The organism is Campylobacter concisus (assembly GCF_003048375.1).
GTDB classification, from domain to species: Bacteria; Campylobacterota; Campylobacteria; order Campylobacterales; family Campylobacteraceae; genus Campylobacter_A; species Campylobacter_A concisus_T.
The window spans coordinates 1595315-1621940 of record NZ_CP021642.1 but is presented as its reverse complement, the minus strand read 5'-3'; the positions used below and the strand labels follow the sequence as shown (position 1 = coordinate 1621940).

Annotated in this window: 25 protein-coding genes and 1 pseudogene; 22 read left to right on the top strand and 4 right to left on the bottom strand. The window is 41.3% G+C overall.

The window, feature by feature from the left end; genetic code table 11:
* From CCS77_RS08070 to CCS77_RS08040, 7 genes are read left to right on the top strand one after another with little or no spacing between them, the layout of a single operon-like run.
* Positions 1-246 carry an acyl carrier protein gene (locus CCS77_RS08070; RefSeq protein WP_012140380.1) on the top strand — a complete coding sequence of 82 codons (246 nt, stop codon included), beginning with the start codon at positions 1-3 and terminating at the stop codon, positions 244-246.
* Complete coding sequence (locus CCS77_RS08065; RefSeq protein ID WP_107917089.1) at positions 236-781, top strand: hypothetical protein; 546 nt, start codon at positions 236-238, stop codon at positions 779-781. The genes CCS77_RS08070 and CCS77_RS08065 overlap by 11 nt, the downstream gene beginning before the upstream one ends.
* On the top strand, positions 771-2327 hold the full coding sequence (locus CCS77_RS08060; protein WP_107917088.1) for an AMP-binding protein: 1557 nt from the start codon (positions 771-773) through the stop codon (positions 2325-2327). The genes CCS77_RS08065 and CCS77_RS08060 overlap by 11 nt, the downstream gene beginning before the upstream one ends.
* On the top strand, positions 2324-3934 hold the full coding sequence (locus CCS77_RS08055) for a glycosyltransferase family 2 protein (protein ID WP_107917087.1): 1611 nt from the start codon (positions 2324-2326) through the stop codon (positions 3932-3934). Before CCS77_RS08060 ends, CCS77_RS08055 begins: the two co-directional genes overlap by 4 nt.
* Positions 3931-4359 carry an acyl-CoA thioesterase gene (locus CCS77_RS08050; RefSeq protein WP_201741710.1) on the top strand — a complete coding sequence of 143 codons (429 nt, stop codon included), beginning with the start codon at positions 3931-3933 and terminating at the stop codon, positions 4357-4359. Before CCS77_RS08055 ends, CCS77_RS08050 begins: the two co-directional genes overlap by 4 nt.
* Positions 4356-4874 carry a LolA family protein gene (locus CCS77_RS08045; RefSeq protein WP_021088903.1) on the top strand — a complete coding sequence of 173 codons (519 nt, stop codon included), beginning with the start codon at positions 4356-4358 and terminating at the stop codon, positions 4872-4874. The genes CCS77_RS08050 and CCS77_RS08045 overlap by 4 nt, the downstream gene beginning before the upstream one ends.
* A complete protein-coding gene (locus CCS77_RS08040; RefSeq protein WP_107917085.1) occupies positions 4871-7099 on the top strand; it encodes a hypothetical protein in 2229 nt (742 codons plus the stop codon). The genes CCS77_RS08045 and CCS77_RS08040 overlap by 4 nt, the downstream gene beginning before the upstream one ends.
* Before the next feature lie 47 nt (positions 7100-7146).
* Here CCS77_RS08040 and CCS77_RS10710 read toward each other — a convergent pair whose 3' ends face one another.
* The 3 genes from CCS77_RS10710 to CCS77_RS08030 all read right to left on the bottom strand — a co-directional run bounded on the left by CCS77_RS10710 (position 7147) and on the right by CCS77_RS08030 (position 9612).
* Positions 7147-7578 carry a hypothetical protein gene (locus CCS77_RS10710; RefSeq protein WP_250645219.1) on the bottom strand — a complete coding sequence of 144 codons (432 nt, stop codon included), beginning with the start codon at positions 7576-7578 and terminating at the stop codon, positions 7147-7149.
* A 49-nt stretch (positions 7579-7627) separates the two neighbouring features.
* Entirely contained in the window at positions 7628-8392 is a 765-nt protein-coding gene (locus CCS77_RS10705; protein WP_250645218.1) for a hypothetical protein, read from the bottom strand.
* 122 nt (positions 8393-8514) lie between these two features.
* Positions 8515-9612, bottom strand: coding sequence for a CinA family protein (locus CCS77_RS08030; protein WP_107917084.1), 1098 nt, complete (start codon positions 9610-9612; stop codon positions 8515-8517).
* Positions 9613-9707: 95 nt separating this feature from the next.
* On the opposite strand from CCS77_RS08030, the gene ileS reads away from it, so the two are divergent.
* From ileS to dapE, 14 genes are all read left to right on the top strand, one after another.
* Positions 9708-12464 carry an isoleucine--tRNA ligase gene (ileS, locus tag CCS77_RS08025; RefSeq protein ID WP_107917083.1) on the top strand — a complete coding sequence of 919 codons (2757 nt, stop codon included), beginning with the start codon at positions 9708-9710 and terminating at the stop codon, positions 12462-12464.
* Between the two features lie 99 nt (positions 12465-12563).
* Positions 12564-13922 carry an Asp-tRNA(Asn)/Glu-tRNA(Gln) amidotransferase subunit GatA gene (gene gatA, locus CCS77_RS08020; RefSeq protein WP_107917082.1) on the top strand — a complete coding sequence of 453 codons (1359 nt, stop codon included), beginning with the start codon at positions 12564-12566 and terminating at the stop codon, positions 13920-13922.
* Between the two features lie 4 nt (positions 13923-13926).
* The gene (gene guaB, locus CCS77_RS08015; protein WP_021085271.1) at positions 13927-15375 is read left to right on the top strand and encodes an IMP dehydrogenase; all 1449 of its coding nucleotides are present in this window, start codon (positions 13927-13929) and stop codon (positions 15373-15375) included.
* A complete protein-coding gene (gene metX, locus CCS77_RS08010; protein WP_107917081.1) occupies positions 15375-16481 on the top strand; it encodes a homoserine O-acetyltransferase MetX in 1107 nt (368 codons plus the stop codon). The genes guaB and metX overlap by 1 nt, the downstream gene beginning before the upstream one ends.
* Before the next feature lie 3 nt (positions 16482-16484).
* Positions 16485-16676: an exodeoxyribonuclease VII small subunit gene (xseB, locus tag CCS77_RS08005; RefSeq protein WP_004317712.1), complete on the top strand. Its 192-nt coding sequence runs from the start codon at positions 16485-16487 to the stop codon at positions 16674-16676.
* Entirely contained in the window at positions 16669-17463 is a 795-nt protein-coding gene (locus tag CCS77_RS08000) for a carbon-nitrogen hydrolase family protein (RefSeq protein ID WP_103639125.1), read from the top strand. Before xseB ends, CCS77_RS08000 begins: the two co-directional genes overlap by 8 nt.
* On the top strand, positions 17460-18020 hold the full coding sequence (locus CCS77_RS07995; protein WP_107917080.1) for a DNA-3-methyladenine glycosylase I: 561 nt from the start codon (positions 17460-17462) through the stop codon (positions 18018-18020). The genes CCS77_RS08000 and CCS77_RS07995 overlap by 4 nt, the downstream gene beginning before the upstream one ends.
* A gap of 3 nt (positions 18021-18023) precedes the next feature.
* Entirely contained in the window at positions 18024-18377 is a 354-nt protein-coding gene (locus tag CCS77_RS07990; protein WP_107917079.1) for an MmcQ/YjbR family DNA-binding protein, read from the top strand.
* A gap of 85 nt (positions 18378-18462) precedes the next feature.
* Positions 18463-19770 carry a UDP-N-acetylmuramate--L-alanine ligase gene (murC, locus tag CCS77_RS07985; RefSeq protein WP_103575434.1) on the top strand — a complete coding sequence of 436 codons (1308 nt, stop codon included), beginning with the start codon at positions 18463-18465 and terminating at the stop codon, positions 19768-19770.
* The gene (locus CCS77_RS07980; RefSeq protein WP_107917078.1) at positions 19770-20087 is read left to right on the top strand and encodes a hypothetical protein; all 318 of its coding nucleotides are present in this window, start codon (positions 19770-19772) and stop codon (positions 20085-20087) included. The genes murC and CCS77_RS07980 overlap by 1 nt, the downstream gene beginning before the upstream one ends.
* Positions 20081-20425, top strand: a complete 345-nt coding sequence (locus CCS77_RS07975) for a hypothetical protein (RefSeq protein WP_107917077.1) — start codon at positions 20081-20083, stop codon at positions 20423-20425. The genes CCS77_RS07980 and CCS77_RS07975 overlap by 7 nt, the downstream gene beginning before the upstream one ends.
* A complete protein-coding gene (locus tag CCS77_RS07970) occupies positions 20422-22626 on the top strand; it encodes an endonuclease MutS2 (protein ID WP_107917076.1) in 2205 nt (734 codons plus the stop codon). The genes CCS77_RS07975 and CCS77_RS07970 overlap by 4 nt, the downstream gene beginning before the upstream one ends.
* Positions 22627-22722: 96 nt before the next feature.
* A complete protein-coding gene (locus CCS77_RS07965) occupies positions 22723-24633 on the top strand; it encodes an EAL domain-containing protein (RefSeq protein ID WP_107917075.1) in 1911 nt (636 codons plus the stop codon).
* Positions 24633-25724: a succinyl-diaminopimelate desuccinylase gene (gene dapE / locus CCS77_RS07960; protein ID WP_107917074.1), complete on the top strand. Its 1092-nt coding sequence runs from the start codon at positions 24633-24635 to the stop codon at positions 25722-25724. The genes CCS77_RS07965 and dapE overlap by 1 nt, the downstream gene beginning before the upstream one ends.
* Positions 25725-25808: 84 nt before the next feature.
* On the opposite strand, the gene CCS77_RS07955 is transcribed toward dapE, so the two are convergent.
* On the bottom strand, positions 25809-26021 hold the full coding sequence (locus tag CCS77_RS07955) for a hypothetical protein (protein ID WP_107917073.1): 213 nt from the start codon (positions 26019-26021) through the stop codon (positions 25809-25811).
* A 105-nt stretch (positions 26022-26126) separates the two neighbouring features.
* Here CCS77_RS07955 and CCS77_RS07950 point away from each other — a divergent pair.
* A pseudogene (locus tag CCS77_RS07950) lies at positions 26127-26609 on the top strand (YedE family putative selenium transporter); the annotation flags it as partial.
* Positions 26610-26626: the final 17 nt, after the last annotated feature.

The following is a 26626-nucleotide window of genomic DNA, read 5'->3' as shown; positions in this document are numbered from 1 at the left end:
ATGAGCGAAGTAGAAATTTTTGAAATTTTAAAGAAGGCTTTGATCGAGCTTTTTGAGATAGACGAGAGCAAGATAAAGCCTGAAACTAGGATATATGAGGACTTACAGATAGATAGCATAGATGCTATTGATATGATTGATTACATCAAGCGCCAAACTGGTTATAGACTGATGCCAGAAGACTTTAAAAACGTAAAAACGCTTGATGATATCGTAAAAGCCGTAGCAAAGAAATTTGAAGCATAAGATAGTAAAAGTAGCGCTAGTTTTAGCAAGTATCGCCTATCCTTTGGTGCTATTTTTTTGGCAAAAGGGTGCAACTCTTATCTTTTGCGTGTTATGCGCTCTTTGGCTGGCTAGGGCTTATTTTGAAAGCGGTAAAACAAGGCAGGTTTGCTTAGCAGCTGGGCTATTTTTTGCAGTTTGTGCTATTTTTAGAAGTGTAAATTTAGCGCTTTTATACCCAAGTATCGTAAGTCTTGGCTTTTTGGCGGTATTTTTTTATAGTTTAAAGGGCGAGGCGGTCATAACAAGACTTGCTAGGCTAAAAGAGAAAAAGATAGACGAAAAAGTCGTTAGCTACACAAGAGGGCTAACTAAAATTTGGTGCTGTTTTTTTGTTTTTAATGCAGCTTTTGCCTTTATTTTGGCGCAGTTTGAAGATAAAATTTACTGGAGCATTTACTGCTCATTTGTATCTTATATCTTGATGGGAGTTTTGTTTTTTGGCGAAATTTTATATCGTAAAATTTTTATTTTAAAGAGGGAAAATGGATTTTAAAAAGAGCCTAAAGGCATTTAAATTTGTGGACATTAGCAAGGATCTTTACGAGTACGTAGCTACTTTTGGGGCAAATTTAAAAGAGAAAAATTTAAGCGAGATAGAAATTTATCTAAGCCAGAGCTTTGAGTTTTGCGCCGCTTTTTTTGGAGCACTTGCTATCGGCGTAAAACCTATCTTGCTTGCAAAGCCGATATATAGCGGGGATAAATTTGTCATTAATGATGAAAATTTTGGTGATTTTTTAGACTTTAGTAAGAGTATGGAGCTAAAATTTGATCAAAATTCTACATTTTTTCTCCAGACCTCAGGCTCGAGCGGAGCTAGCAAAAATATCCAAAAAAGCCTTGGAGCGATGATAGATGAGGGGCTATTTTTAAAAGATGAGCTTGGATTTAATAAGGGGGATAAATTTTTTGCTAGCGTCTCGCACCAGCACATGTTTGGCCTTACATTTAAGATCTTTTTGCCGCTTATCTCTGGCGCAAAGGCCGTTAGCAAGGAGCTAAACTACCCAGAGGCGATCTTTGAGCTTGATCTTACAAATTTAACCTTCGTAACAAGCCCAGTCTTGCTTCAAACGCTAGTTTCTAGCCCAAGAGCAGCTGAAATTTCAGGGCTAAAAAACATCATCTGTGCAGGCTCAGCGCTAAAGAGCGAGCTAAGAGCAAAGATAGAAAGCTTAAGTAGCGCTAGGATAATTGAAATTTATGGTAGCACCGAAACTGGCATAGTTGCTAGAAATTTAGGCGATGAGCTTTTGCTTTTTAGCAAGGTAAAGGCTGGTCTTAGCGAGGACGAGGCGCTAAATGTGAGCTCGCCTTGGTGCGAGTTTTTCCAAACTAGCGACTGGGCGCAGATAGATGGTAGCAGGCTCACGCTAAAAGGCAGGATCGATAGGATCGTTAAGCTAAATGACAAAAGGGTCAATCTGATAAGTATCGAAAATAAGATGTTTGAAAGCGGTCTTTTAAAAGACTGCTACTGCGACACGCATCCTAAATTTAAGCGTCTAGCTGCGCTTTTGGAGCTTAGCGAAGATGGCGTGAAGCTCTTTAGAGATAGCGGCAAAAAAGGCGTTGTAGCAAGGCTAAATGAGCTTTTAAGGCCTGAGTTTAAAAATAGTGTTAGATATTTTAAGATCGTTAGCTCGCTTTGCAAAAACGCTCAGGGCAAGTTTTTAAAGGCAAATTTTAAAGCTCTTTTAGAAAAAAACGAGGAGCTTTCTTGGGAGAAAAGTAGCGAAGAGGGCGTTTATAAATTTAAGACAAAGCTTAGCCCAGCACTTGGCATTTTTATGGAGCATTTTCCAAATTTACCGCTTTTGCCTGGCTTTGTGCAGCTTGATTTTGTATTTAAATTTGCAAGAGAGATTGGCGCAGAAATAGGCGATCAATGCGTGGTGGAGAATTTGAAATTTTTAAAATTTGTAAGGCCAAATGACGAGCTTTGTATAGAAATTTCGCAAAGAGATGAGAAGATTTACTTTGAGATATTTTGTAATGGCGCTAGAAGTGCTTGTGGCAGGATAAAGCTGGGCTTATGAAGACGCTCTTTCTCATACCATTTTACAACCATCCAGAAAAGATTAGAGCCCTTTGTGAGGCGCTTGCAAGATATGATCTACACATTTTGATAGTCGATGATGGCTCAAACGAGGCTTCAAAAAAAGCTTTGCGAAATTTGAGCGAATTTGGAGTAGAAATTTTAACAAGAGCGCAAAATGGTGGCAAGGGGGCTGCGCTAAAAGACGGCTTTAGGCACGCCTTGCAAAACGGCTACACGCACGCGTTTCAGATCGACGCTGACTTTCAGCACGACATAAGTGAGGTAGCGGAGTTTTTAGAGCTTAGCAAAAGATATCCAAATGATCTAATAATGGCTGATCCAATTTACGGTGAAGACGCGCCAAAGTCGAGGTTTTATGGAAGAAAGATCACAAATTTTTGGGTCAAGATCAACACTTTAAATTTTGACATCAAAGACGCGATGTGTGGCTTTAGAATTTATCCTCTAAAAGAGCTTGAGAGTGCAACCCTCCAAAGTAGCTCAAATAGGATGGAATTTGACATGGAGATCTTGGTAAATGCCATAAGATCTGGCGTAGAGATCAAGTGGATAGCGCTAAAAGTACGCTACGAAGCTGGCGGCGTTTCGCACTTTAAAATGCTAAAAGATAACGCACTAATAAGCCTCATGCACGCAAGATATTTTTTTACTTTAGTGCCATTTTTGCTTGGTAAAGCCTTTAAAGGGCAAAAATACGCATGGTGGCAAAAGGGCGAGAGATCGAACGAATTTTTTCTTAGAGTTAGTCTATTTTTAACTAGAAATTTGCCTATATTTCTCATAAAACCTATCGTTATCATCGTCGTTTGTTTTTACTATCTCTTTTCAAAAGTTGAGAGAGAAAATATAAGAGAATTTCTTTTAAACGTAGAGAAATTTAGCGGTAAAAAGCCGGCAACTGGCGTTTTTAGTAACTTTTATGACTTTGGCATAGCAATATGTGATAAATTTCGCATCTGGCAAAATGGCGTGCTTGAAAGCGAACTAGAGCTTAGTAAATTTAACAGCATCAAAGATGAGTTTGAAGCTTCAAAGCGTGGCAGGATCGTGCTTACAAGCCATCTTGGTAATGTAGAAATTTGCAAGGCGCTCTCGCTTAGATCACCAAATTTTCGCATGATCATCTTGGTTTATAGTAAGGGTAGCGAGAATTTTTATAAAATTTTAGAGCAGATCAGCAAGGGCCAGATCAAACTAATAAGCGTTGAAAAGCTTGATGCGACTGCGATGATGCAGCTAAAAGAGGCGGTTGAAGATGGCGTAAATATCGGCATAATGGGCGATAGGACACCACTTAATGGAGATAAATTTATAATGCTTAGCTTTCTTGGTAAGGAGGCTAAATTTAACTACGGCCCATACTTGCTAGCTGGCATTTTGGGTGTAAAAGTGAGCGCACTTTGGTGCATAAAAAAAGGCGATAAATTTGATATCGAGCTAAGCGATATCGCTGATGAGATAAAGCTTAGCAGAGACCGCAAGGCAAGCGTCCTACCATACGTGCAAAGCTATGTAAGGCAGCTTGAAGAAAAAGCGTGCAAGAACCCATCGCAGTGGTTTAACTTTTTTGATTTTTGGAGATGAGAGTGGAAATTTCACACGTTAGTACGTTTAAAGTGGCGTTTTTTGACGTTGATAGCATGGAGGTGATGTGGCATGGAAACTACGTCAAGTACCTAGAAATGGCGCGTTGCGAGCTACTTGACAAGCTAGGATACAACTACATCGCTATGAAAAAAGATGGTTACGCCTTTCCTATCGTAAAGCTTGACGTAAAGTACGTGCGCCCAGCCTTTTTTAACGACGTCATAAAGATCACGACGACGCTTAGCGAGTGCGAAACATTTTTGAAATTTCACTACCTTATAGAAAATGAAAAGGGCGAAAAACTAAGTGAGGCAAATACCGCCCAAGCTGTCATAGAGATGAAGAGTTTGCAAACTTGCTTTGAGATGCCAGAAGCCCTAAAAAAGGCGCTTAAAGCCTACAATGAAAAGGAGAAAAGATGAGAAAAATAGCTCTTTTTTTAGCCATTTTTATATCTTGCTTTGGCTATGAGCTGGGTGAGCTTAAAAATATAGTAAAAACAGATGGAGTAAGCGGAAATTTCACACAGACAAAGAGTCTGGCTGGCTTTAACAAAAGTATAAAAAGCTCTGGTGAGTTTAGGCTAGAAAAGGGCGGTCTTTACTGGGATACGCTTGAGCCTGTTACTTCAAAGGTTTTTATAAATAAAGATGGTATTTTTAAAAACGAAAATGGCAAGCTTGAAAAGACGAGCGCAAATTTTGATGAAAAGCTCTTTCTTGCTATCATCAGCCTTGATGAAAACGAGCTTAAAAAAGAATTTGACATAAAGACAAGCGGCAGCCTAAAAGAGTGGAGCATAGAGCTAAGCCCTAAAAATTTACTCTTTAAACAAATTTTTAAATCCATAAAGATAAGTGGCGACAAGGCGGTAAAAAAGATCGAGCTTGACGAGGTAAGCGGCGATAAAACGCTAAATGAGTTTAGTATAAAATGAAAAAACTAGCCACGATCTTGGCTTTTATCTTTGTTTTTTTAGCCTCGCTTGGGTATTCGCTTGCGAGCCTAAAAAACGTCCAAACTGATATATTTTCACTGATAAATTTCAAAGACGCCAAAGAGGCAAAGGTGCTAAAAGAGGTGCAAGATGAGATGGCGTCAAATTTTTTGGTACTTGTAAATTCCAAAGAGCTAGCCAAAAACGTGCAAAGCTTGGCGCTTAAAAGCTCGCTTTTTAAGAGCTTTGAGGCGAACATCGACGTAAATTTAAATGATATAAAAAGTGATATCAACCGCTCAAAGATCGCACTTTTAAGTAGGGCTGATTTAGAGCTTTTAAAAAACGATAAAAACGCATTTTTCAAAAAGCGCGCAGAAGAAATTTTTAACAGCTTTAGCTTTAGACTTTTAAATATAAATGATGATTTTTTCTCGCTAAGTAGCGGCTTTAGCGCAAAAAACGGCAACGTAAGCTTAAATTTAGCAGATCTCATGCTTGAGGTAAAAGACGGTGCAAAGAGCTTTTTCTTGCTAAAAGGCGAGCTAAAAAAAGGGGTTTCGAGCGAGGGGCTAATAAATTTTTATAACGAGCTAAATGCGCTAAAAGTTGGGCAAAACGAGCTTTTTGTGCATTCAAGTGCGCTTTATCAGGCATTTTCAAAGCAAAAAAACGAGAGCGAGAGCCTTTATATGAGCGTGGTCTCGCTTAGTTTGACCGCTATATTTTTGATGCTTGCCTTTAGAAATTTGCGAATTTTTTATGTGATATTTATCGCTGCATTTGGCTTTAGCGTGGCATTTGCAGGCACTTTGCTCTGTCTAAATGAACTAAATATCCTTACTATTTTAATAAGCACGAGCCTAATTGGCCTCATGTTTGACTATGTCTTGCACTGGCTTAGCAAAAACGAGGGCGAAGCGATCAGGGCTAGCAGCATAAAAAATATGCTAAAAATTTTCTTGCTAGGCCTTCTTATCACGCTTAGTGGCTATCTAGCTTTTACTTTTTCTGATCTTAGGCTGCTTAAAGAGGTGGCGCTCTTTTCGGCATTTGCGCTTATAGCTGCCTTTTTAGCTAGCTACTTTTTCATGCCTTTAGTTTTTGAGGGAGTGAAATTTTATAGATCAAAGGTTTTTGACGCGTTCTTAACTAAATTTTGCGAGCTTTCTGCCCTAGTTGCTAGGCATTTGGGGGTTAAATTTCTAGCTATTTCGCTTATTTTACTGGCGATCTTTCTTGGTTTTGACCTTAAAAATTTATCAAAAAGCGAAAACGTAAAAGACTACTCAAATATGCCAAAAAGCCTGCTAGCGGACTCTTCTTATATCTTAAGCCTAACTGGCAACAACCAAAATACGATGGTAGTGACAAGATCTAGCGGCGACATTTTAGGAGGCGAAAAGAGCCTTTTAGATGAGCTAAAAAAGAGAAATTTGATAAAAGATGAGAGCTCACTAAGCGATATATTTTTAAGTAAAAGTGAGCAGGGACAGCTAAAAGAGGCCTTTAAAAAGGCGCTTGATGATGAGCAAATTTATGTGATTTATGAGAAATTTGGCTTTAGCAAAGATGAAGTGCGAAGTGAAATTTTAAAAGTTTTAAGCCAAAAAGAGCTTGGTGTTGGTGAAATTTTAGCTCTCAAATCTATGAAGGATTTTAAAAAATTTGTCCTTGATGAAAATGCAAGTGTGGCTTACGTGAGTGGCTTTGTAAAAGTGGCACAAAGTGATGAGGTACTAAAGCGCCACAACGCTTTTAGTCTAAATTTTGCTGACTCACTAAATGAGAGCCTAACGCAGACAAAAGAGCTAGCTCTAAAACTAAAAATAGCAGCGCTTGTGATCGCGTTTTTACTGCTGTGGGTTTATTTTAGTGCACTTATCTCGGCACTTGTCATGGGCGTCATCATCTTTGGCGTGCTACTAACGCTTTTTATCTTTGCCATTTTTGGCATAAATTTAAGCATCTTTGGCGTCTTTGGGCTCATCCTTGCAAGCGCTGTGGGGATTGATTATATGATATTTGCGCTAAATGAGAGCCTTAGCGAAAAAGAGCGAATTTATGGGATATTTTGCGCATTTATCACGAGTTTTATCTCGTTTTTCACACTCTCGTTTAGTCAGACCGCCGCTCTTAGCGTCTTTGGGCTAAGTGTTAGCCTTTGCGTGCTGATATATGGGCTATGTGCTAGCGTTTTATCTTGTAAAAATATAAAAATTTAGCTTTGTTTTAATGCCCCAAGCGTTTTGGCTAGCTCGGGGCTTTGGTTTTACTTTATAACGGCTAGCTTGCCTGTGCCTGCGTTTTTATTTACCTCGTTTTGGACGTTTGAAGCCAAAGTGAGCTTAAATTTATATGGAGGCTCAAATGGTGGTTTGTCTAGCTTTTCGCAAACGCTGCCCTTTTTAGAAAGGTCTATGTTGCCGCTTTCAAAAATGGTGCCTTTGTTGCATTTGTAGCTTATCTTGACGCCATTTGTAAAGTAGTTGTTTTGAGCGTATACTAGCGAGCCAAAGCGCACGCCAATGGCGTATTTTTGGTCATAAAAGCCATCTTTTGAGTCGTAAAAGTTGTTATAGACATGCACCTTTGCATTGCGTGCCATAGGTAGGCGTTGCGCGCAGTTGTCAAAAATGTTATGAGCGACCGTTATCGTCCTTGTTTCGCTGCTGCCGTCTGAGTCTCTTGAGCCTATTAGCATCGTTTTGTCGTGGTTTTCAAAGATGTTGTGCGAGATTGTGATAGCCGCACTATCCCCTTCGCACAGCTCCGTCGTAAGTTTGCCATTTAGTAAGCTCTCCGCCTGCTAAATTTACATGGCTAAGATCCACAGTGTCCTTAAAATGGCAGTGATCTACCCAGATGTTTTTGCTTGACTCTATACTAACGCCGTCATATTGCGCGTTAAAGCCATCATTTTTTTGTACATCTGGAAATGGATCAAAAGCATCTAGGACATTCATGTTGCGGATCGCGATATTTTGGACATTTTTTAGCAAAAATGAGCCACCTTTTATGCCTGAGTTTTCGCCTAGGCCGATTATCGTGGTATTGCTAGCTACCGGCACTACGATGAGCTTTTTCCATTCGTTGGCTAAATTTTTGCGAAGCGCTGCTAACTTTGGATCTTGCGAACCATCTAAATTTGCATGGCATGAAGCGCCGTAAGCCTGCATAAATTTAGTATAAGTGTCAAACTCGCCACCGCTAATCTCACTTATAAATTTATCTAGCCCATCGCTATTGCCATTTTGCGGGATCTTGCCTTCGCTAAGGTCTATGAGCCCATCCACATAGATGACGTAACCACCCATTTGAGCGTATTTTACAAGCTCTTGTCTATCTTTTACGACGACTTCTTTACTCTCTTTGCCGGTGTATCCGCCAAAATTTTGCTCTGCTCCAATGCTAGCGTAACCAAAGGGCGAGTCACTTGCTTTTATCTCGCCCACCTGTGCCTCAGCGCCAAATGCAAATAACGCACTAATGGCGAGTAACAATATCTTTTTAAACATCTTTAGCCTCCTAAATTTGGCTTTTTATTCTTGATATTTTATTGTAAATATCACCGCTGGATTTTATTTTAGCTCATTAAATTTAGTGTAAGCCTTTTATAAATTTTCAGTAAAGGCAAAATTTACGCGAAAAATATCTCGCTTTTTAGCCGAAGCAAACATAGATAGGCGCTTAGCACGCTTTGCTCTCTCACGTAGTTGCGCTCCCCTTTTAAAAGTAGCCTCTCAACCTCGATGTTGCCGTTTCTATCGCCAGCTGCGACATATACCGTGCCAACTGGCTTGTTAGCTGTGCCCCCACCTGGTCCAGCTATACCGCTAATGGCAAGCGCAAAGTCCGCATTTGTCGTGCTTAGCGTGCCTTTTATCATCGCTTTTACGCAAGGCTCGCTCACGGCTCCGTAAGTATCTAAAATCTCATCCTCAACGCCCAGCCACTCGTGCTTTATGTGGTTTGCATAAGTTACTAACGAGCCATCAAAGCTAGCTGAGATGCCACCATATCTTGCAAATTTAGCCGCCGCAAGACCAGCCGTGCAAGACTCAGCAAATGAAATTTTAAGCCCCTTTTGCATGAGCCTTTTTGCTACAAATTTGATCACATCTTTTTGCGGGATAAATTTTTGCGAAAATAGCGTTTTTACCCCTTGTAAAAAGCTCTCGATCTGGCCAAATTTATTGCTTTTTGCCCTTACTAGTATCAAATTTGGTAGTATCTGCGCAAGAGTGATATCGACCTCGTAAGTTTTAGCAAGTGGCAGCATAAGGATCTTCGCGCTATCTGCGTCGATGTCTATTAGATGAAAGTAGCTAAAATCAGGCTCGTACTCGGTGAGAAACTCGCCCAGCTCTTCATTTGGATTAGCTTTTATGAGATTTATCTGTGCGTTATTTAGACTGGCTAAAAAGCTATTTTTAGAGTAGTCTAAGCTATCTTTAAGTGCAAGGGTCGTGCTATCTTTTAGCTCGAGCGAGCCCCCCGTTAGCGTCGCTACGATCTTTGCAGCGATGGCAAAATTTTCATCTGAGCCAAAAATGCTTACAAAGTCGTAATCTTTTGATAAATTTTCGATGATAAAAGGTAGCTCTTTACTATTTTTTGGAGCAAAACTGACCACTCCAAGCTCGCCAAAATGATCCTCGTAACTTTGAAAAATGTAGTTTAGAAATTCTCTATTTATCTCAAGATCTTCGCCTATTATCAAGATACTTTGTCTCATTTTTAAGCTCCTTTTTTTGCCTCATTATACTATTTTTCAGTGTGATTTAACCAGCACAGGTGTAAAATTAGCAAATTTTAAAATCAAGGTAAAAAATGGACTACAAAGAGACACTTTTACTCCCAGAGACAAATTTCCCAATGCGCGGAAATCTCCCACAAAATGAACCACAAAGACTAAAATCATGGTACGAAGAGCGCAAGGTTTATGAAAAAATGAAGAAAAATCGCCAAAATGCGGTTAAAAACTTCAACATCCACGACGGCCCTCCGTATGCAAACGGTCACCTTCACATCGGCCACGCGTTAAATAAAATTTTAAAAGATATCATCACAAAAACGCACTATTTTTACGGCGAAAACGTCCGCTACGTGCCAGGCTGGGACTGCCACGGCTTGCCTATCGAGCAGCAAGTCGAAGTAAAGCTTGGCGATAAGAAAAAAGAGCTTAGCAAGGTCGAGATCAGGGAGCTTTGCAGACAGCACGCGAGAGAATTTATAGACATTCAGCGAAATGAATTTAAAAGCCTTGGCATCATCGGCGACTTTGAAAATCCATATATGACGATGAAATTTGAGTTTGAGGCTGACATCTACAAAGCGCTTTGCGAGATCGCTAAAAAGGGGCTTTTGGTTGAAAGAAGCAAGCCAGTTTATTGGAGCTGGGCGGCTAGATCGGCGCTAGCTGAAGCTGAGGTCGAGTACGAGGAGAAAGAGGACTACTCTATTTATGTAGCATTTGAGCTTGATGGCGACGCGCTAGAAAAGCTTGGCGTAAAAGAGGCAAGCGCTGTCATCTGGACGACCACGCCTTGGACACTTCCAGCAAATCAAGCCATAAGTCTAAAACCAGATGAAATTTATGTGCTAACGGCTGAAAATTTGATCTTTGCAAAGCCACTACTTGAAAGCGTTGTGCAAAGCGGCCTAAGCAAGGGTGAGATCAAAAAAGAGTTTAAATCAAGCCTACTTGAAAACACTCACGCGATAAACCCACTAAACGGCAGAAAATCGCGATTTTTACTAGGTGATCACGTCATGATGGATGGGGGTACTGGACTTGTTCATACAGCTCCAGGACACGGCGAGGACGACTACTACGTCTGTTTGAAATATGGCTTTAGCGAAATTTTGATGCCAGTTGATGACGGTGGCTGCTACGATGAGAGCATAAAACATCACGGACTATTTAGAAGTGACGTGGTAGATGAGTTTGTTGGCATGCACATCTTTAAAGCAAATGAGAAAATTTTAGAGCTGCTTGGCAAAAATTTACTTAGTGTCTCTAAATTTAGACACTCTTATCCATTTTGCTGGAGAACGCATAAGCCCGTCATTTATAGAGCCACAAAGCAGTGGTTTATAGCTATGGACGAGGCTAAATTAGGTAGCAAAACGCTTAGGCAAACAGCGCGCGAGGAGCTTGAAAAGGTTAAATTTTATCCAAGTGTGGGCATAAAAAGAATAGGCTCTATGATAGAAAATCGCCCAGACTGGTGCATCTCTCGTCAGCGTGACTGGGGTGTGCCTATCGCGTTTTTCAGAGATAAAGCGACAAAAGAAGTTATATTTGATAGTGAAATTTTGGACCACATCGTGGCTATCTTTAAAGAAAAAGGCGCTGATGCGTGGTGGGCGCTAAGTATAGATGAGCTTTTACCAAAGGGCACAAAATACAAGGCTGAAAATTTAGAAAAAGTGATGGACATCCTTGACGTTTGGTTTGATAGCGGCTCGACATGGCATGCGGTCTTGCAAAGCGACAACTACGACGCTGGCAAATACCCTGCAAGCATGTATCTTGAGGGCTCAGATCAGCACCGTGGCTGGTTTCAAAGCTCACTTTTAGTAAGCACAGCTATAAATTCTCACGCACCTTATGAGAGCATACTAACTCACGGCTTTACTGTCGATGCTAAGGGCGAGAAGATGAGCAAGAGCAAGGGCAACGTCATCGCTCCACAAGACGTGGCTAAGACTCACGGCGTGGAAATTTTACGCCTTTGGGTTGGCATGAGTGATTATTCAAGCGATCTAAAGATAAGCGAAGATATATTAAAGCAAATAAGCGAGCAATACCGCAAAATCCGCAACACGATCCGCTTTTTACTAGCAAACGTAAATGACCTTGAAAGCCTAAATACAGAGTTTAACATCCTTGATAAGTGGATCTTAGCACGTGCTAAAAAGGTCTTTGACGAGGCGAGCGCTTGCTTTAGAAATTATGACTTTTCAAAGGGCTTTAACATCCTTTTAAATTTCCTATCAGCCGATCTTAGCGGCGTCTATCTTGACGTTTGTAAAGATAGACTTTACTGCGACGCAAAAGACGCTCCAAGAAGAAGATCAGCTCAAAGTGCGATGGCGATCATCACAAAGGCACTTTTGCCACTCATCGCTCCAACGCTTACTTACACCGTTGATGAGGTGATGGACTACGCTCCAAAGATCATCAAAGGCGAGGCAAAAGACGCGTTTGATCTAGTCTATGAGCCTATCAAATTTGATCTTAGCTTTGAAGATGAGCTACTTTTTGCCAGCAGGGAGAAATTTAACGAGATTGTGGACGTTCTTAAGAAGGACAAAAGGATAAAATCAACTCTAGAGCTAAGCCTAGAGACCACAAACCACAACATCACAAGCTACGACGAGCGCGAAGTGGCCGATCTTTACATGGTAAGCTCAGTTAAAGCTTATGATGATAGCGAGCCACTAGCTGAGTTTGAGCTTGAGGGTGATAAATTTAAGATCATAGCAAGCAACCTTCACAAATGCCCAAGATGCTGGAAATTTAACGCTAGCAAAGAAGATGCGCTATGCCCAAGATGCGAAGAGGTCATAAGTGCTAAGTGAGCCAGTAAGCGCAACTATCATAATAGCAACGATCGCTGCAGTGGTCGTTGTTAGCTTGTTTGGCATATTTTTGGTTAATAAATTTAAAGGATAAAAATAGTGGTAACTTTAAAAGAAGCTTTGAAATTTTCAGCTGAAGAGATAAAAAATTTAAGAGCCGAGCTTGAGGCAAAGATCATAAAAGAAAAAGAGCTTGGCGCTTATGTCGAGCAGCTAGCAAATTTAGAGATCGCAAAACTAGGCGAGGGCGTGCCTATCGCTATAAAAGACAACATCCAAGTAAAAGGCTGGAGCGTTACGTGCGCTTCTAAAATTTTAAAAGGCTACGTAGCACCATATAACGCAACTGTCATCGAAAAGCTACTTGGCAAAAATTTAGCTCCATTTGGCCGCACAAATATGGACGAATTTGCGATGGGAAGCACGACTGAGAGCTCATTTTACGGCAAAACACTAAACCCACTAAATCACGCTCACGTCCCAGGTGGCAGTAGCGGTGGCTCAGCAGCAGCAGTTGCAGCTGGCCTTGCAGTAGCTGCACTTGGTAGCGATACTGGTGGCTCGATCCGCCAGCCAGCGGCATTTTGCGGATGTGTGGGGCTTAAGCCAACTTATGGCAGAGTGAGCAGATATGGCCTTGGCGCATACTCAAGCAGCCTTGATCAAATAGGTCCGATCACGCAAAACGTAGAAGATGCAGCCATTTTATATGACGCGATCGCTGGACACGATCCAAAAGATAGCACGAGCGCAGATGTGCCGTTTGTGAGCGTTAGCGACAAGATAGATGGCGACAAAAAGCTAAAAATTTGTGTCATCAAAAACTACGTAGAAAACGCAAGCGAGCAGACAAAAGCTGCTTTAAATTTAGCGATCGAGAAGCTAAAATCACACGGTCACAGCGTAACTTACACAAATTTTGAAGACTCAAAATATGACGTCGCAGCCTACTACATCATCGCAACTGCAGAGGCAAGCGCAAATTTAAGCCGCTACGATGGCGTGAGATACGGCAGACGCGCAGATGCTAGAAATTTAAAAGAGCTATATGTAAATTCGCGTTCTGAAGGCTTTGGCGAAGAGGTAAAAAGAAGAATTTTGCTTGGTACATTTGTGCTAAGTAGCGGATACTACGACGCTTACTACATCAAAGCGCAAAAAGCAAGAGCGCATATAAAAGCTCAGTATGAGAAAATTTTAGAAGAAAATGATCTCATCTTCATGCCAGTTGCTCCAAGCACAGCTTATAAATTTGGAGCACACAGCGATCCGCTTCAAGCCTATCTAAGCGACATTTACACGATCAGTGTAAATTTAGCAGGCCTGCCAGCTATCTCTGTGCCAGTTGGCAAAGATGATCAAAATTTAAACGTAAGCGCCCAGCTCATCGCAAAAGCGTGGGACGAACAGACCTTGATAAATGGTGCTAAGAGCCTAGAAAATTTAATAAAAGGATAAAAATATGAAGATAGTAAAGAGAGCTTTAACATTTGAGGATGTGCTTCTTGTGCCACAATACTCTGAAATTTTGCCAAAGCAAGTTGATGTCAAAACCAGGATCAGCAAAAACGTCACTCTAAATATCCCGATCGTCTCTGCTGCGATGGATACGGTGACTGAGCATAGAACTGCTATCATGATGGCAAGGCTCGGTGGCATCGGCGTCATTCACAAAAATATGGACGTCGAAAGCCAAGCAAAAGAGGTCAAACGCGTCAAAAAAAGCGAAAGTGGCGTCATCATCGATCCTATCTTTATAAATCCAGAAGCGACCGTGGCCGAAGCTCTAAGCCTTATGTCAGATCTTCATATTTCAGGCGTTCCAGTCATCGACAAAGACCGCAAACTAATAGGAATTTTAACAAACCGTGATTTGAGATTTGAGACAAATATGAGCACTTTGGTAAAAGACCGCATGACAAAAGCACCTCTTATCACTGCACCAAAGGGCTGCACGCTTGATGATGCGGAGAAAATTTTCTCTCAAAACAGGGTTGAGAAGCTACCTATCGTCGATAAAGACGGCAGACTTGACGGACTTATCACCATAAAAGATCTAAAAAAACGCAAAGAGTATCCAAACGCAAACAAAGATAGCTACGGCAGACTTCGCGTGGCTGCGGCTATTGGCGTGGGTCAGATAGACCGCGCTAAAGCGCTAGTTGATGCTGGCGTAGATGTCATCGTCATCGACTCAGCTCACGGCCACTCAAAGGGCATCATCGACACTTTAAAAGAGGTAAAAGCAAATTTTAATGTTGATGTCGTAGCTGGCAATATCGCAAACCCAGCAGCTGTAAAAGACCTAGCAGAAGCAGGCGCTGACGGCATAAAAGTAGGCATCGGACCAGGATCTATTTGTACCACAAGGATCGTTGCTGGCGTTGGCGTGCCTCAAATTTCAGCTATTGATGACTGCGCAAGCGAAGCAGCGAAATATGGCATCCCAGTTATCGCTGATGGTGGTTTAAAATACTCAGGCGACGTGGCAAAAGCCCTTGCAGCAGGTGCTGCTTGCGTTATGGCTGGTAGCTTGCTTGCAGGTTGCGAGGAGAGCCCAGGCGAGCTTATAACATTCCAAGGCCGCCAGTATAAAGTATATCGCGGCATGGGCTCAATAGGCGCTATGACAAAGGGCAGCTCTGACCGCTACTTTCAAGAGGGCACCGCTCAAGACAAGCTTGTGCCTGAAGGCATCGAAGGCCGTGTGCCATTTGCTGGCAGCATAAAAGATGTGATCCATCAGCTAATAGGTGGCCTAAGAAGCGCTATGGGCTATGTAGGCGCAAAAGATATCCCAACTCTTCAAGAAAGAGCTGAATTTGTCGAGATAACAAGCGCTGGACTAAAAGAGAGCCACGTCCATGACGTAGTTATCACTCACGAGGCACCAAACTACAAAGTTAATTAGTGTTAGACCTGCAAACTAGAACTATTAAATTTAACGAGCCACTCTATCTTGAGAGTGGCCGTATGCTATCAAATTTCAAGCTTATTTATGAGACTTACGGCACGCTAAATGCTGATAAAAGCAACGTTATCGTGATCTGTCACGCCCTAACTGGCTCGCACCACGCTGCTGGCACCTACGCAGGCGATGAGAAAGCTGGCTGGTGGGACGGGCTAATAGGCAGTAAAAAGGCGGTTGATACGGATAAATTTTATGTTATTTGCGTAAATATCTTAGGCTCATGCTTTGGCTCGACTTCGCCGCTAAGCGTTGATCGAAGTAGCGGCAAAGAGTATAGGCTAAATTTCCCAGTCCTTGCCATAAGCGACGTGGTAAAGGCGCAGATGAGGCTATTTGGCGAGCTTGGCATCACAAGGGCAAGAGCCGTGATAGGCGGTAGTCTTGGCGGCATGCAGGCACTTTGCTACGCTATCGAGTTTCCAGAATTTGCGCAAGATATCATAATGCTTGCAAGCACCTATCAGACGAAGCCCTGGGCGATAGCGTTTAATAAAATCGCCATCGAAGCCATTTTAAACGATGAAAATTTTAAAAACGGCGAATATGACGCAGAATTTATAAGAAAAAATGGACTAAAAGGCATGGCCTACGGCAGAATGGCAGGGCACATCAGCTTTTTAAGCCCTGATAGCATGGATAAAAAATTTGGACGAAATTACGTCGAAACCGACGGCCTTTACGATCTTTTTGGGCATTTTCAGGTCGATCGCTACATGGAGTATAACGGCTACAACTTCCCAAAGAGGTTTGACCCGCTAAGCTATCTATACATCGTAAAGATGATGAATATCTTTGACTGTACAAGGCACTACGATAGCCTAAAAGACGCTCTTGCGCCGATCAAAGCAAATTTGCACCTTATCGCATTTAAAGGCGATCTACTCTTTCCGCCAAGTTGCATGAGAGAAATTTATGACGCACTTTGCGAGATGGGGCGGGAGGCAAAGACAAATTTTATAGAGATAGATAGCAACTACGGCCACGACGCCTTTTTGGTTGAGATAGAAAAATTTGATGGATATATAAAAAATATATTAAAAGGATAGAAAATGGAGCAAAAAGAGCAAAGTTTTGAAGAGAAATTAGCCCTTGCTGATAAAATTTTAAACGATCTAAACAAAGATGATGTGAGCTTAGAAAATAGCATAAAGCTGCACGAGCAGGGCAAAAAGCTCTTAAATGAGGCAAGAGAAATTTTAGAAAACGCAAAACTTAGCATAAAGCAGGTGGATGATGAGTAAAATTTGCGCCCTTCAGCTACCAACGCAGCCCTTAAGCGAGGCGAGGCTTGATTATTACCTTAAAATTTGCGCGGATGAAAACGCAAGGCTGGTTGTCCTTGGCGAATACGTGCTAAATAGCTTTTTTAAAGAGCTTGCTAGCATGCCAAAAAGCCTCATAAAAGAGCAGAGCGAGCGCAAAAAAGAGGCGCTATTTGCGATGGCAAAAAAGTATGATCTAAACATCATCGCACCTATCATAAATTTAAAAGGCAAGGAGATATTTAAGAGCCTAGCTAAATTTAGCCAAACGCAAGTAAAGCTATACGATCAGCAGATCCTCATGCCTTACGCGCACTGGAACGAGGCGAAGTTTTTTAGCAACGCAAGCGAGGAGCTAAATTTACCTATCTTTACATACGATAAATTTAAGGTTGGAGTTATGTTTGGCTTCGAGGCGCACTTTGATGTGTGTTGGGCATATATGAGTGCTAAAAAGGTCGATATCGTGCTTGTGCCAACGGCTTGCACTTTTTTCTCGCAGGCACGCTGGGAGGAGCTTTTAAAGGTTAGAGCCTTTACAAACAACCTCTACGTGCTTCGCGTAAATCGCGTGGGAAGCCACAAAAGTGAGGATGAGCAGTGGAGTTTTTACGGCGACTCGATGCTTATTAGCCCATTTGGCGAGGTCAAGAACAGGCTTGGCAAAAATGAAGAGATGATGATCGATGAGCTTAGCAAAAAGGAGCTTAGCGAGGCTAGAAGCACCTGGGGCTTTATGCAGATAGAGGCTAAATTTAAAAGATGAAACGCTGCGCCTGGGCGGATAAGAGCGAGTTTAGCAAGAGCTATCACGACTATGAGTGGGGCAGGACGGTCAAAGATGATAAGAAATTCTTTGAGATGCTCATTTTAGAGGGCTTTCAAGCAGGCCTTAGCTGGGACTATGTGCTACGAAAAAGAGCTGGGCTTGCTCAAATTTTAGATGGCTTTGACGCAAAAAAGATCGCACTTTATGATGAAAATAAGCTTCAAAGCCTTTTAAGCGATGATAGAGCGATCAAAAACCGCCTTAAAATTTACTCCCTGTCAAAAAATGCCAAGGCTTTTTTAGAGCTTTGCGCCGAGTTTGGCTCGTTTTATAACTACATCTATAAATTTACAAATGGTAAGCGCGTGATAAACGACATAAAAAGCTCTAAGGACATGCCAGCAAGTAGTGAGCTCTCAGAGCGCATCTCAAAAGATATGAAAAAGCGTGGCTTTAAATTTGTAGGCGCTGTGATCATCTACTCATTTTTGCAAGGTGTTGGCGTCATCGATGATCACGAAAATGAGTGTTTTTGCAAAGGAATTTCGGAGTGAAATTTGAAACGAAGTGAGATTGAAAAATATATAAAAGAGAAATTTGACATTTTAGGTGAGCAAATTTTCCCAAAATATCCAAAATTTAGTGTATTTCGTCACAAGAAAAATAAGAAGTGGTTTGCGCTACTTATGCAGCTAAGCGCTAGTAAGCTTGGTCTTGAAAGTGACGAGATGATAGAGGTTTTAAATCTAAAATGTAGCCCTGATCTAGCCATGGTGCTAGTTGATGAGAGGCAAATTTTTAAAGCATATCACATGAATAAAAAGCACTGGATAAGCGTAAATTTAAACTCCAAAATCTCACAAAAAACAGTTTTTGACCTGATATATGAAAGCTTTGTCTTAAGCAAATAAAAGCCATTTTCAGCCTTAAATTTAGTAGTTTTTGTTAAAATCACGAAAAACTTAAGGATAAAATTTGCAAGAGCTAAACAACGAGATCAGAAAAGTCCATTTCATAGGCATCGGTGGCATCGGCATCTCAGCCATCGCTAGATTTTTACACGAAAAAGGCCACAAGATAAGCGGTAGCGACATCAAAGAGAGCAAGACGACGCTTGAACTTCAAAATGAAGGCATTGAGGTCATCACACCGCACTGCAAAGAGGCGATAAAAGACCAAGATTTTGTGGTCTATTCAGCTGCGATAAAAGAGGACAACATCGAGCTAGTGGAGGCTAGAAGAAAGGGCATAAAGTGCTTTTCAAGAAAAGAAATTTTGCCTTATGTACTTGAAGATAAGTGCGTTTTTGCAGTAGCTGGCGCGCACGGCAAGAGCACGACTTCAGCGATGCTAGCAAGCCTCATCGAGGGCTCAGTCATCATCGGCGCCATCTCAAAGCAGTTTGGCTCAAATATGCGCTACGCCAAAAGCGACAACGTCGTATTTGAGGCTGATGAGAGCGACTCAAGCTTTCTAAACTCAAACCCATATCTAGCTATCGTCACAAACGCAGAGCCAGAGCATATGGAGCACTACGACTACGATCTAGCTAAATTTTACGCAGCCTACAAGGGCTTTTTGGAGCGTGCAAAAGTTAGAGTGATAAACGCTGAAGACGAGTTTTTGAGCACTCTTAAGCTTGATGCGATCAGACTTTATCCAAGCACCGATATCACTGAGCTTACGATGGTGGTAAGAGACTATCAGCCATACACTAGCTTTAACCTTAAAAATTTAGGCAAATTTGAAGCCTTTGGTATGGGCGAGCACATCGCCATAGACGCATCTTTGGCTATTTTAGCTGCGATGCACGAGACACCACTAAAAGATATCAGAGAAAATTTATTAAATTTTAAAGGCATCAAAAAGCGTTTTGACATACTTAGCGCAAACAAAAATTTCGTCCTAATAGATGACTATGCGCACCATCCAACCGAGATAAAAGCGACACTAAAATCAGTCTTTGAATACGCCAAAATTTTAGGTATAAAGAGCGTCACAGCGATATTTCAGCCACACCGCTACACAAGACTTAGCACAAATTTACCCGGCTTTAAAGAGTGCTTTAAGGGCGTTGATGAGCTTGTCATTTTGCCAGTTTATGCAGCTGGAGAAAATCCGATCGAAGTTGATATGAAGAGCGAATTTAGCGAGTATAATCCGATCTTTACCGACAAGGTCGAGAGGGTTGAAGAGGGGATAGAATTTACAGATGAATTTGGCGTGAAAAACCGCCTAAGTGACGGCATAGTAGTTGGCTTTGGAGCGGGCGATATCAGCGTGCAACTAAGAGGCGGATATTAATGGATCTAAGCACTTTCAAGCCTCAAGATGAAAATGAAATTTTAAAAGAGATAAAAGAAAAAGAGCTTAGCGAAGAAGAAATTTCAAGCCTTATAAATTTAGGTAAAAAAGATATCTTGATCGCGCTTACAAGGTCGCAAAAGCTAAGTAGCACCCAGATAAAAGATATGTTGCCAAATGCCCCCTATCTTGCCGTTTGCTTGCTGGTTGAAAAGCAAGATATCAGCGAGGTTAGGGCTGAAATTTTAGAAAAGATCAAGCCTCATGCTGAGCTTTACAAAGAGCTCATTGCAAAGTATAAAGGCGTGAAATGGTAAGAAATTTGATAATAATCGCCGGCGTGATGCTACTTTTTGGAGCGATCTGGGCGATAAAAGATGAAAAGATCAGCAAAAGCATAAAAGCGCTTGTTAGCGCGGTGCTTGTAGCGATCCTTGTTTGCGTCTATTTTTACGAAGAGAATTTATCAAAAAATGAGGATGCCATCTCAAAGCTAGTTAGCGATTTTAAACAGGGCAAAGTGCTAAAATGTGGCGAATACAACGTAAGCGCTGAGAAATTTAACTACGAATTTGGCACTGCGTCATTTTTGCCAAAACGAGAATTTAGCGAACTTTCAGGCGTCATCGTGCCTATAAAAAGCTGCGAGCAATGACTGAAGAGATATTTTTAAAGCTCGATCTGAACGAGTATTTAGAGAAATTTAACTCATTTTTAGCAAGGCAAAAACCGCTATTTTTACAAGGCGACAGCAAAATCCACTTTGAAAACATTAGCGAGCTTTCAAAGTATGATTTCAAGGCACCTGACGAGATAAAAGAGCTTGATGACGCGCTTATGAGACTTAGCAAGCAAGCAGTGCTTCACATCAGCGAAATTTACGAGTTTGCAAAGATCATTAAGTATTTTTCATATCTAAAAAAGCAAAAATTTGAAGGCAGGCTTGGCGAGTGGATCGCAAAGGTTGAAATCCCAGAATTGATGAGTCAGATGGCAAACAGCTTTGATGAAAATGGCGAGTTTATCGACAGCGTGGATGAGAGATTTGCTGCGATAAAGCAGGCTTTTAGCGAGAAAAAGCGCCAGATCGACACTGAGCTTAAAAAGCTCATCTACTCAAAGCACATCACGCCCTATCTTGTAGATACCCAGACGCACTACATCAACTCGCAAGAGGCACTTTTGGTGCGTGGCGGCTTTAATCACGCCCTAAAAGGCACCGTGATCGCTAGAAGCTCAGGCGGCTACTTTTACGTCGCACCTGCAAGCACCGAGCGCCTAAAAAAGGAGCAAAGCGAGCTACTTGATAGAAAAGAGGAGATCATTTTTGAGCACTGCAAGAAATTTAGCTTGCAGATGAGCAAGAGCCTGCTCTTTTTGAAATTTATAAATAATGCTTTTGATCAGTTTGATGCGTATCAAGCGCGTGTAAATTTGGCTAGGTCACGTGACTATGAGTTTGTTTTGCCAAACAGCTCGCATGTTATCAAGCTTGAGAAATTTGCCCACCCAGCGCTAAAAAACCCAAAGAGCGTGAGTGTGGATTTTAGCAAAAAGGTGCTTTTAATAACCGGCGTAAATGCTGGCGGTAAGTCGATGCTTTTAAAATCGATCATCTCAGCCACGCTGCTTGCAAAGTATCTACTGCCTATGCGTATCGACGCAAACCGCTCAACGATCGGCTCTTTTAAAGAATTTGACGCGATCATAGAAGATCCGCAAAGCGTGAAAAACGACATCTCGACCTTTGCTGGCAGGATGGTGCATTTTGCAAGGCTTTTTACTAAAAAATCGATCATCATCGGTATCGACGAGATCGAGCTTGGCACCGACTTTGAGGAGGCTGCGAGCTTGTATGGCGTCATGATAGAGCGCCTCATCACTCAAGATATCAAAATGATCATCACGACCCACCACAAGCGCCTTGCGATGTTGCTAGCTAAGAATCCAGAGGTTGAGCTAGTGGCGGCACTTTACGACGAGGCGGCTCAAAGGCCTAAATTTGAGTTTTTAAAGGGCACGATCGGCAAGTCTTATGCCTTTGAAACGGCGGTAAGATATGGCATATCTCAAAATTTAGTGGCGCAGGCAAAGAAAATTTACGGCGAAGATAAAGAGAATTTAAATGAGATCATCACAAAGACACTAAATTTACAAACCAAGCTTGATGAGGGCATAAAAGAGGTCACGGCAAAAGAGGAGCGGCTGGAGCGCTTGCTTGAGGAGCAAAAAGAGCTAAAAGAGAAAAATGAGATCAAGCTAAATGCGACTATTGCGCGCCTAGAAAAAGAGTATTTTGAAGCAATAAATGCGGCAAAAGCTGTTATAAATTTCAAAGATATAAAAGACAAGCAAAGGGCGCTAAATGTGGCAAATGAGAAAAAAGCCGCCATCGTTAAGCCTAAAAAAACTGAGCGTGAGAGCCTAAAAGTAGGCGATAGAGTGAAGTATGAAAATATAAAAGGCACGGTTTTAAGCATCTCTAAAAATGACGCGATGATCGAGTCAAATGGCATAAATTTACGTGTGCCACTCGAGCTTTTAAGAAAAAATGGCAACGAGCTAGTCTTACCTAAAAAAGGCGGTGTAAGTTTAAGTGTCGATAAGCCAAAAACGGCCTCGCTCTCGCTTGATCTGCACGGTATGAGAGCTGACGAGGCGATAGCAAAGCTTGATAAATTTATCTCAGATAGTCTTGTTATGGGATTTGATGAGGTTAGCGTATTTCACGGTATCGGCACTGGCAAGCTCGCCTTTGCTGTTAAAAATTTCTTAAAAGAGCATCCAAGCGTGAAAGAATTTCACGATGCACCGGCAAATCAAGGCGGATACGGTGCAAAGATCGTTAAGCTTTGAGCTAAATTTTTAATTAAAAAATGAAAGAAATTTTTTATTTAGCTTGGATATAATCCAGTAGAAAAATTTAAATTTAAGAAAGGAAGTTTAAACTTTATGCCAGGTGACGAATCGCAAAAAAAGCACTTTAGTATGGTTAAAACCGTCACTTTGGTCGTGGTTTTGCTTCTTGCGTTTTTTGTAACTGAAAATTTAACTATCTACTCGTATAAATACAATAACGCACTTTCTACAAACAACTTTGATCTCAAAAAAAAGACCGAGTATCTAACATATCAATATGTAAATTATCTTAAAAATATAAGTAAATTTAATATTATAGATTTTCAAAATCATATAACTGACAACGCTGTTGGCGATGTCTTTTTGCTAAAAGAAAATGGCAAAAACGGCTTTAAGATAGAGGCCTCTTCAGACAAAAGCCTCGTAAATAAAGACTACGAAGACAAGAGCTGTGGCGACATCTACTCGCATGATTTTCAAAAGGATTATTTCAAGGCTGAAATTTTGCCAGAAAACAGCGCCAAAGTATGTATGTTTGTCGCCGTTAACGACTATATTTTAGGCTTTAAAGCGCATATCGATCAAAGGATAACTGGCACTAGCGACCCATTTTATTTTCAGTGGCTGATGAAAAACATGACTGTCACTTTGATCTTAAGCTCGATTGGTCTATTTTTAGGGCTTGCGGTCTGTCTTTGGTTTGTATTTAAGTATCTAAACATCAAATTTGACTATCTAAAAGTAAAAGAAGAGAGCACTACTAAGATCGCCCAGCTACAAGAGAAGCTATATATCGATCCGATGACTGGGCTTTTTAACAAGGCAGCACTCATAAAAGATGTGAGCGAGTATAAATATCCAAAAGTGATACTTATGGATATCGATGATTTTGGCAAGATGAACGACTACTACGGCAAATACGTGTGCGACCAGATACTAAAACAGATGGCAAATCTCATCAAAGAATTTGCCAAAAATGAGAATATGAAGGCTTATTGTATCGAGGCAGACAGATTTGCTTTGGTCGAAGATAATAACGACTTTATCGACAGATACGAGGAGCTAGCTGAAAATTTACTAGATATCTTTAAAGGCAGGATGCTTAGCATAAAAGATGAAAATGGCGTAGAGGTCGATGATATAGAAATTCACAACACCATAGGCTTTGCTCTTGATAGCGATCAGACTTTAAGAAAGGCAACCATCGCGTTAAAATCAGCCAAATCACTCGATAAAGACTATGTTTGCTACTTTAAAGGGCTAAGTCAAAAAGATGAATACGCAAATCAGATCGAGCGCTCAAAGCTTATCCAAAACGCTACGATAAATGACAACATCGTGCCGTATTTTCAGCCGATATTTGACGAGAAAAAGATCCCTATAAAATATGAATGTTTAATAAGAATTTTAGACCGCGACGACGTCATCTCACCAAGCGTATTTTTGGATATCTCAAAGCGTATCAAGCGTTACGCAGACCTTGAAAAACAGCTGATTAAAAAGTGCTTTGAGCACCTCACTGAAGATCCAAATTTGGTTCTTTCTATAAATTTAAGCAGCCGAGATATGATAGATGGCGACGTCTCTGCGCTGGTTTTAAATTTACTAAACAAGCACAATGTCGCTGGCAGGATAGTTTTTGAGATAGTTGAAGACGAGGAGCTAAAGAGTGCTGAGCGCGTCTCAGTCTTTATCGAGCGAGCAAAGAGCATGGGTGCTATGATAGCGATCGACGACTTTGGCTCTGGCTACTCAAATTTCTCTTACATCATAAAAATCAAGCCAGACTACGTGAAGATCGATGGCTCTATCATCAAAGACATTGATATCAATAAAGACTCATACGCCATCGCAAGCGCGATCGTGGCATTTGCAAAGGATCTTGGCATAAAAACGATCGCAGAGTATGTTCATTCTAAAGAAATCTTTAACGTCTGTAAGGAGATAGGCATCGACGAATTCCAGGGATTTTACTTGGGACTTCCTTCTAAAAAGGCGTTTTAGTGGTAGTTAGCTTTTTAAAAGAGCTTTTAAAATTTCGCTCTATCACGCCAGATGATGCTGGTAGTTTGGAGTTCATCGCTAAATTTTTGCCTGATTTTGAGGCTAAATTTATAGAAAAAAACGGCACAAAAAATCTCATACTTTCTAAAATTTATGGAGACGGGGAGCATCTAGCCTTTGCAGGACACGTTGATGTCGTGCCGCCAGGTGATGGCTGGGAGAGCGAGCCATTTACACCACTAGAAAAAGATGGCTACATCTACGCAAGGGGCGCGCAGGATATGAAAAGTGGCGTGGCTGCCTTTGTTTGTGCGTGCAAAGAGGCCAAATTTGATGGCAAGTTAAGTCTTATTTTAACAAGTGACGAAGAGGGCGACGGCACTTATGGCACGCCTTTGGCACTTGAATATCTGCGTGAGATAGGGGATCTGCCCAAATTTTGCGTCGTGGCTGAGCCAACTTGTGATAAGAAATTTGGCGATAGCATAAAGGTCGGCAGACGTGGCTCGATAAATGGTAAGATCGTGATAAAGGGCGTTCAAGGTCACGTGGCATACCCAGAAAAATGCGTAAATCCAGTAAATTTGATAGCTCCACTTTTAAGTAAGATAGCTGATCACGATATGGACGGGGGGAGCGAGTTTTTTAGCCCAAGCAAGATCGTGGTGACGGACATTCGTGGTGGCATGCAGGTTTGCAACGTCACGCCAAGCGAGCTTAGCATAATGTTTAACGTTAGAAACTCAAATTTAACTGACGCAAATGACGTTGAGAGCTATCTTAGAAGCGTTTTAGATGGGCTTAGTTACGAGCTTAGTATAAAGCAAAGCTCAAAGAGATTTTTAACCAACAAAGATAGCAAGATCGTAAGAAATTTAATGGCATCTGTCACAAAGATCACCGGCGTTACGCCACTTTTAAACACAAAAGGCGGCACGAGCGATGCAAGGCATTTTGCTGAATTTGGCGTAGATGCGATAGAATTTGGCGTCATAAATGACCGCATACACGCCAAAAACGAACGAGTTAGCGCTGATGAAATAAATAAACTTTATGAAGTTTTTAAAGACCTTATAGAAAATTTTCACTAATCTCTTTTGTTATCAAATAGTTAAATTTAGTCGCTATCGCTGGTGTTGTTGGCTTATTTGCTGGTGTCTTTGTAGGACAAGTTTTTAAGAAAAATGGCTACATTTTGCCTGAGAGCAAAACTGCTTCACTATATAGACCGCGCTTATTACCGCAACCACCGCTAAAATGGTGATCGTTATTATTGGAAGCGTCTGTTTGTCAGGGTTTGAGCCTAGAAAATAGCCAGCTCCAAGCAAAACAGCACACCAAGCCCTAGCATTAAGCGTGGTAAATAGGCAAGAACTAAAAATATTCATCTTAGCAAGCCCAGCTGGCAGCTGATATACTACGAATTTCAGGGATAAGGCGCGAGTTATACCTATAAATTTGCCATATTTTAGATGATATCATGCCCAAAAAGTAGCAAAGACACTGCAAAGGCGATAGGATTTTTGCCGCTGATCATCGCTATTTTACTTTTGATAGCACTTATCTTTGGTCTAAAACTTGGCGAAAATGGCGCATTATTTAGCTCAGAAAAAGGTCCAGGCTCACAGCATGCAAATTTATTTATCTCGCTTATTTGTGCCATCATCATCGGCGCATTTATGCAAAGAAGTAAATTTTGCTCAGTGGGAGCTATCAGTAAAATTTTTGAGCGTGACTTCTCGATGTTTTATGGTGTCATCTCTATCGTTCTTTTTGCAAGCATCACAAATTTAGTGCTAAATCAATACAAATTTGGCTTTGAAGCTCAGCTCCTTTTGTTTTAGGCATGGGCGCAGGTGCTGCGATAAGTCATAATTTCGTGCTTGCAAGCTCAGGAGAGCTGGCATCACACTTTTTGCTCCTTAAGCTGTAGTAGCCCTTACATCTACGCTATCTGCGTTGGTTTTTCACTAAAAATCGTAATTAAATTTGA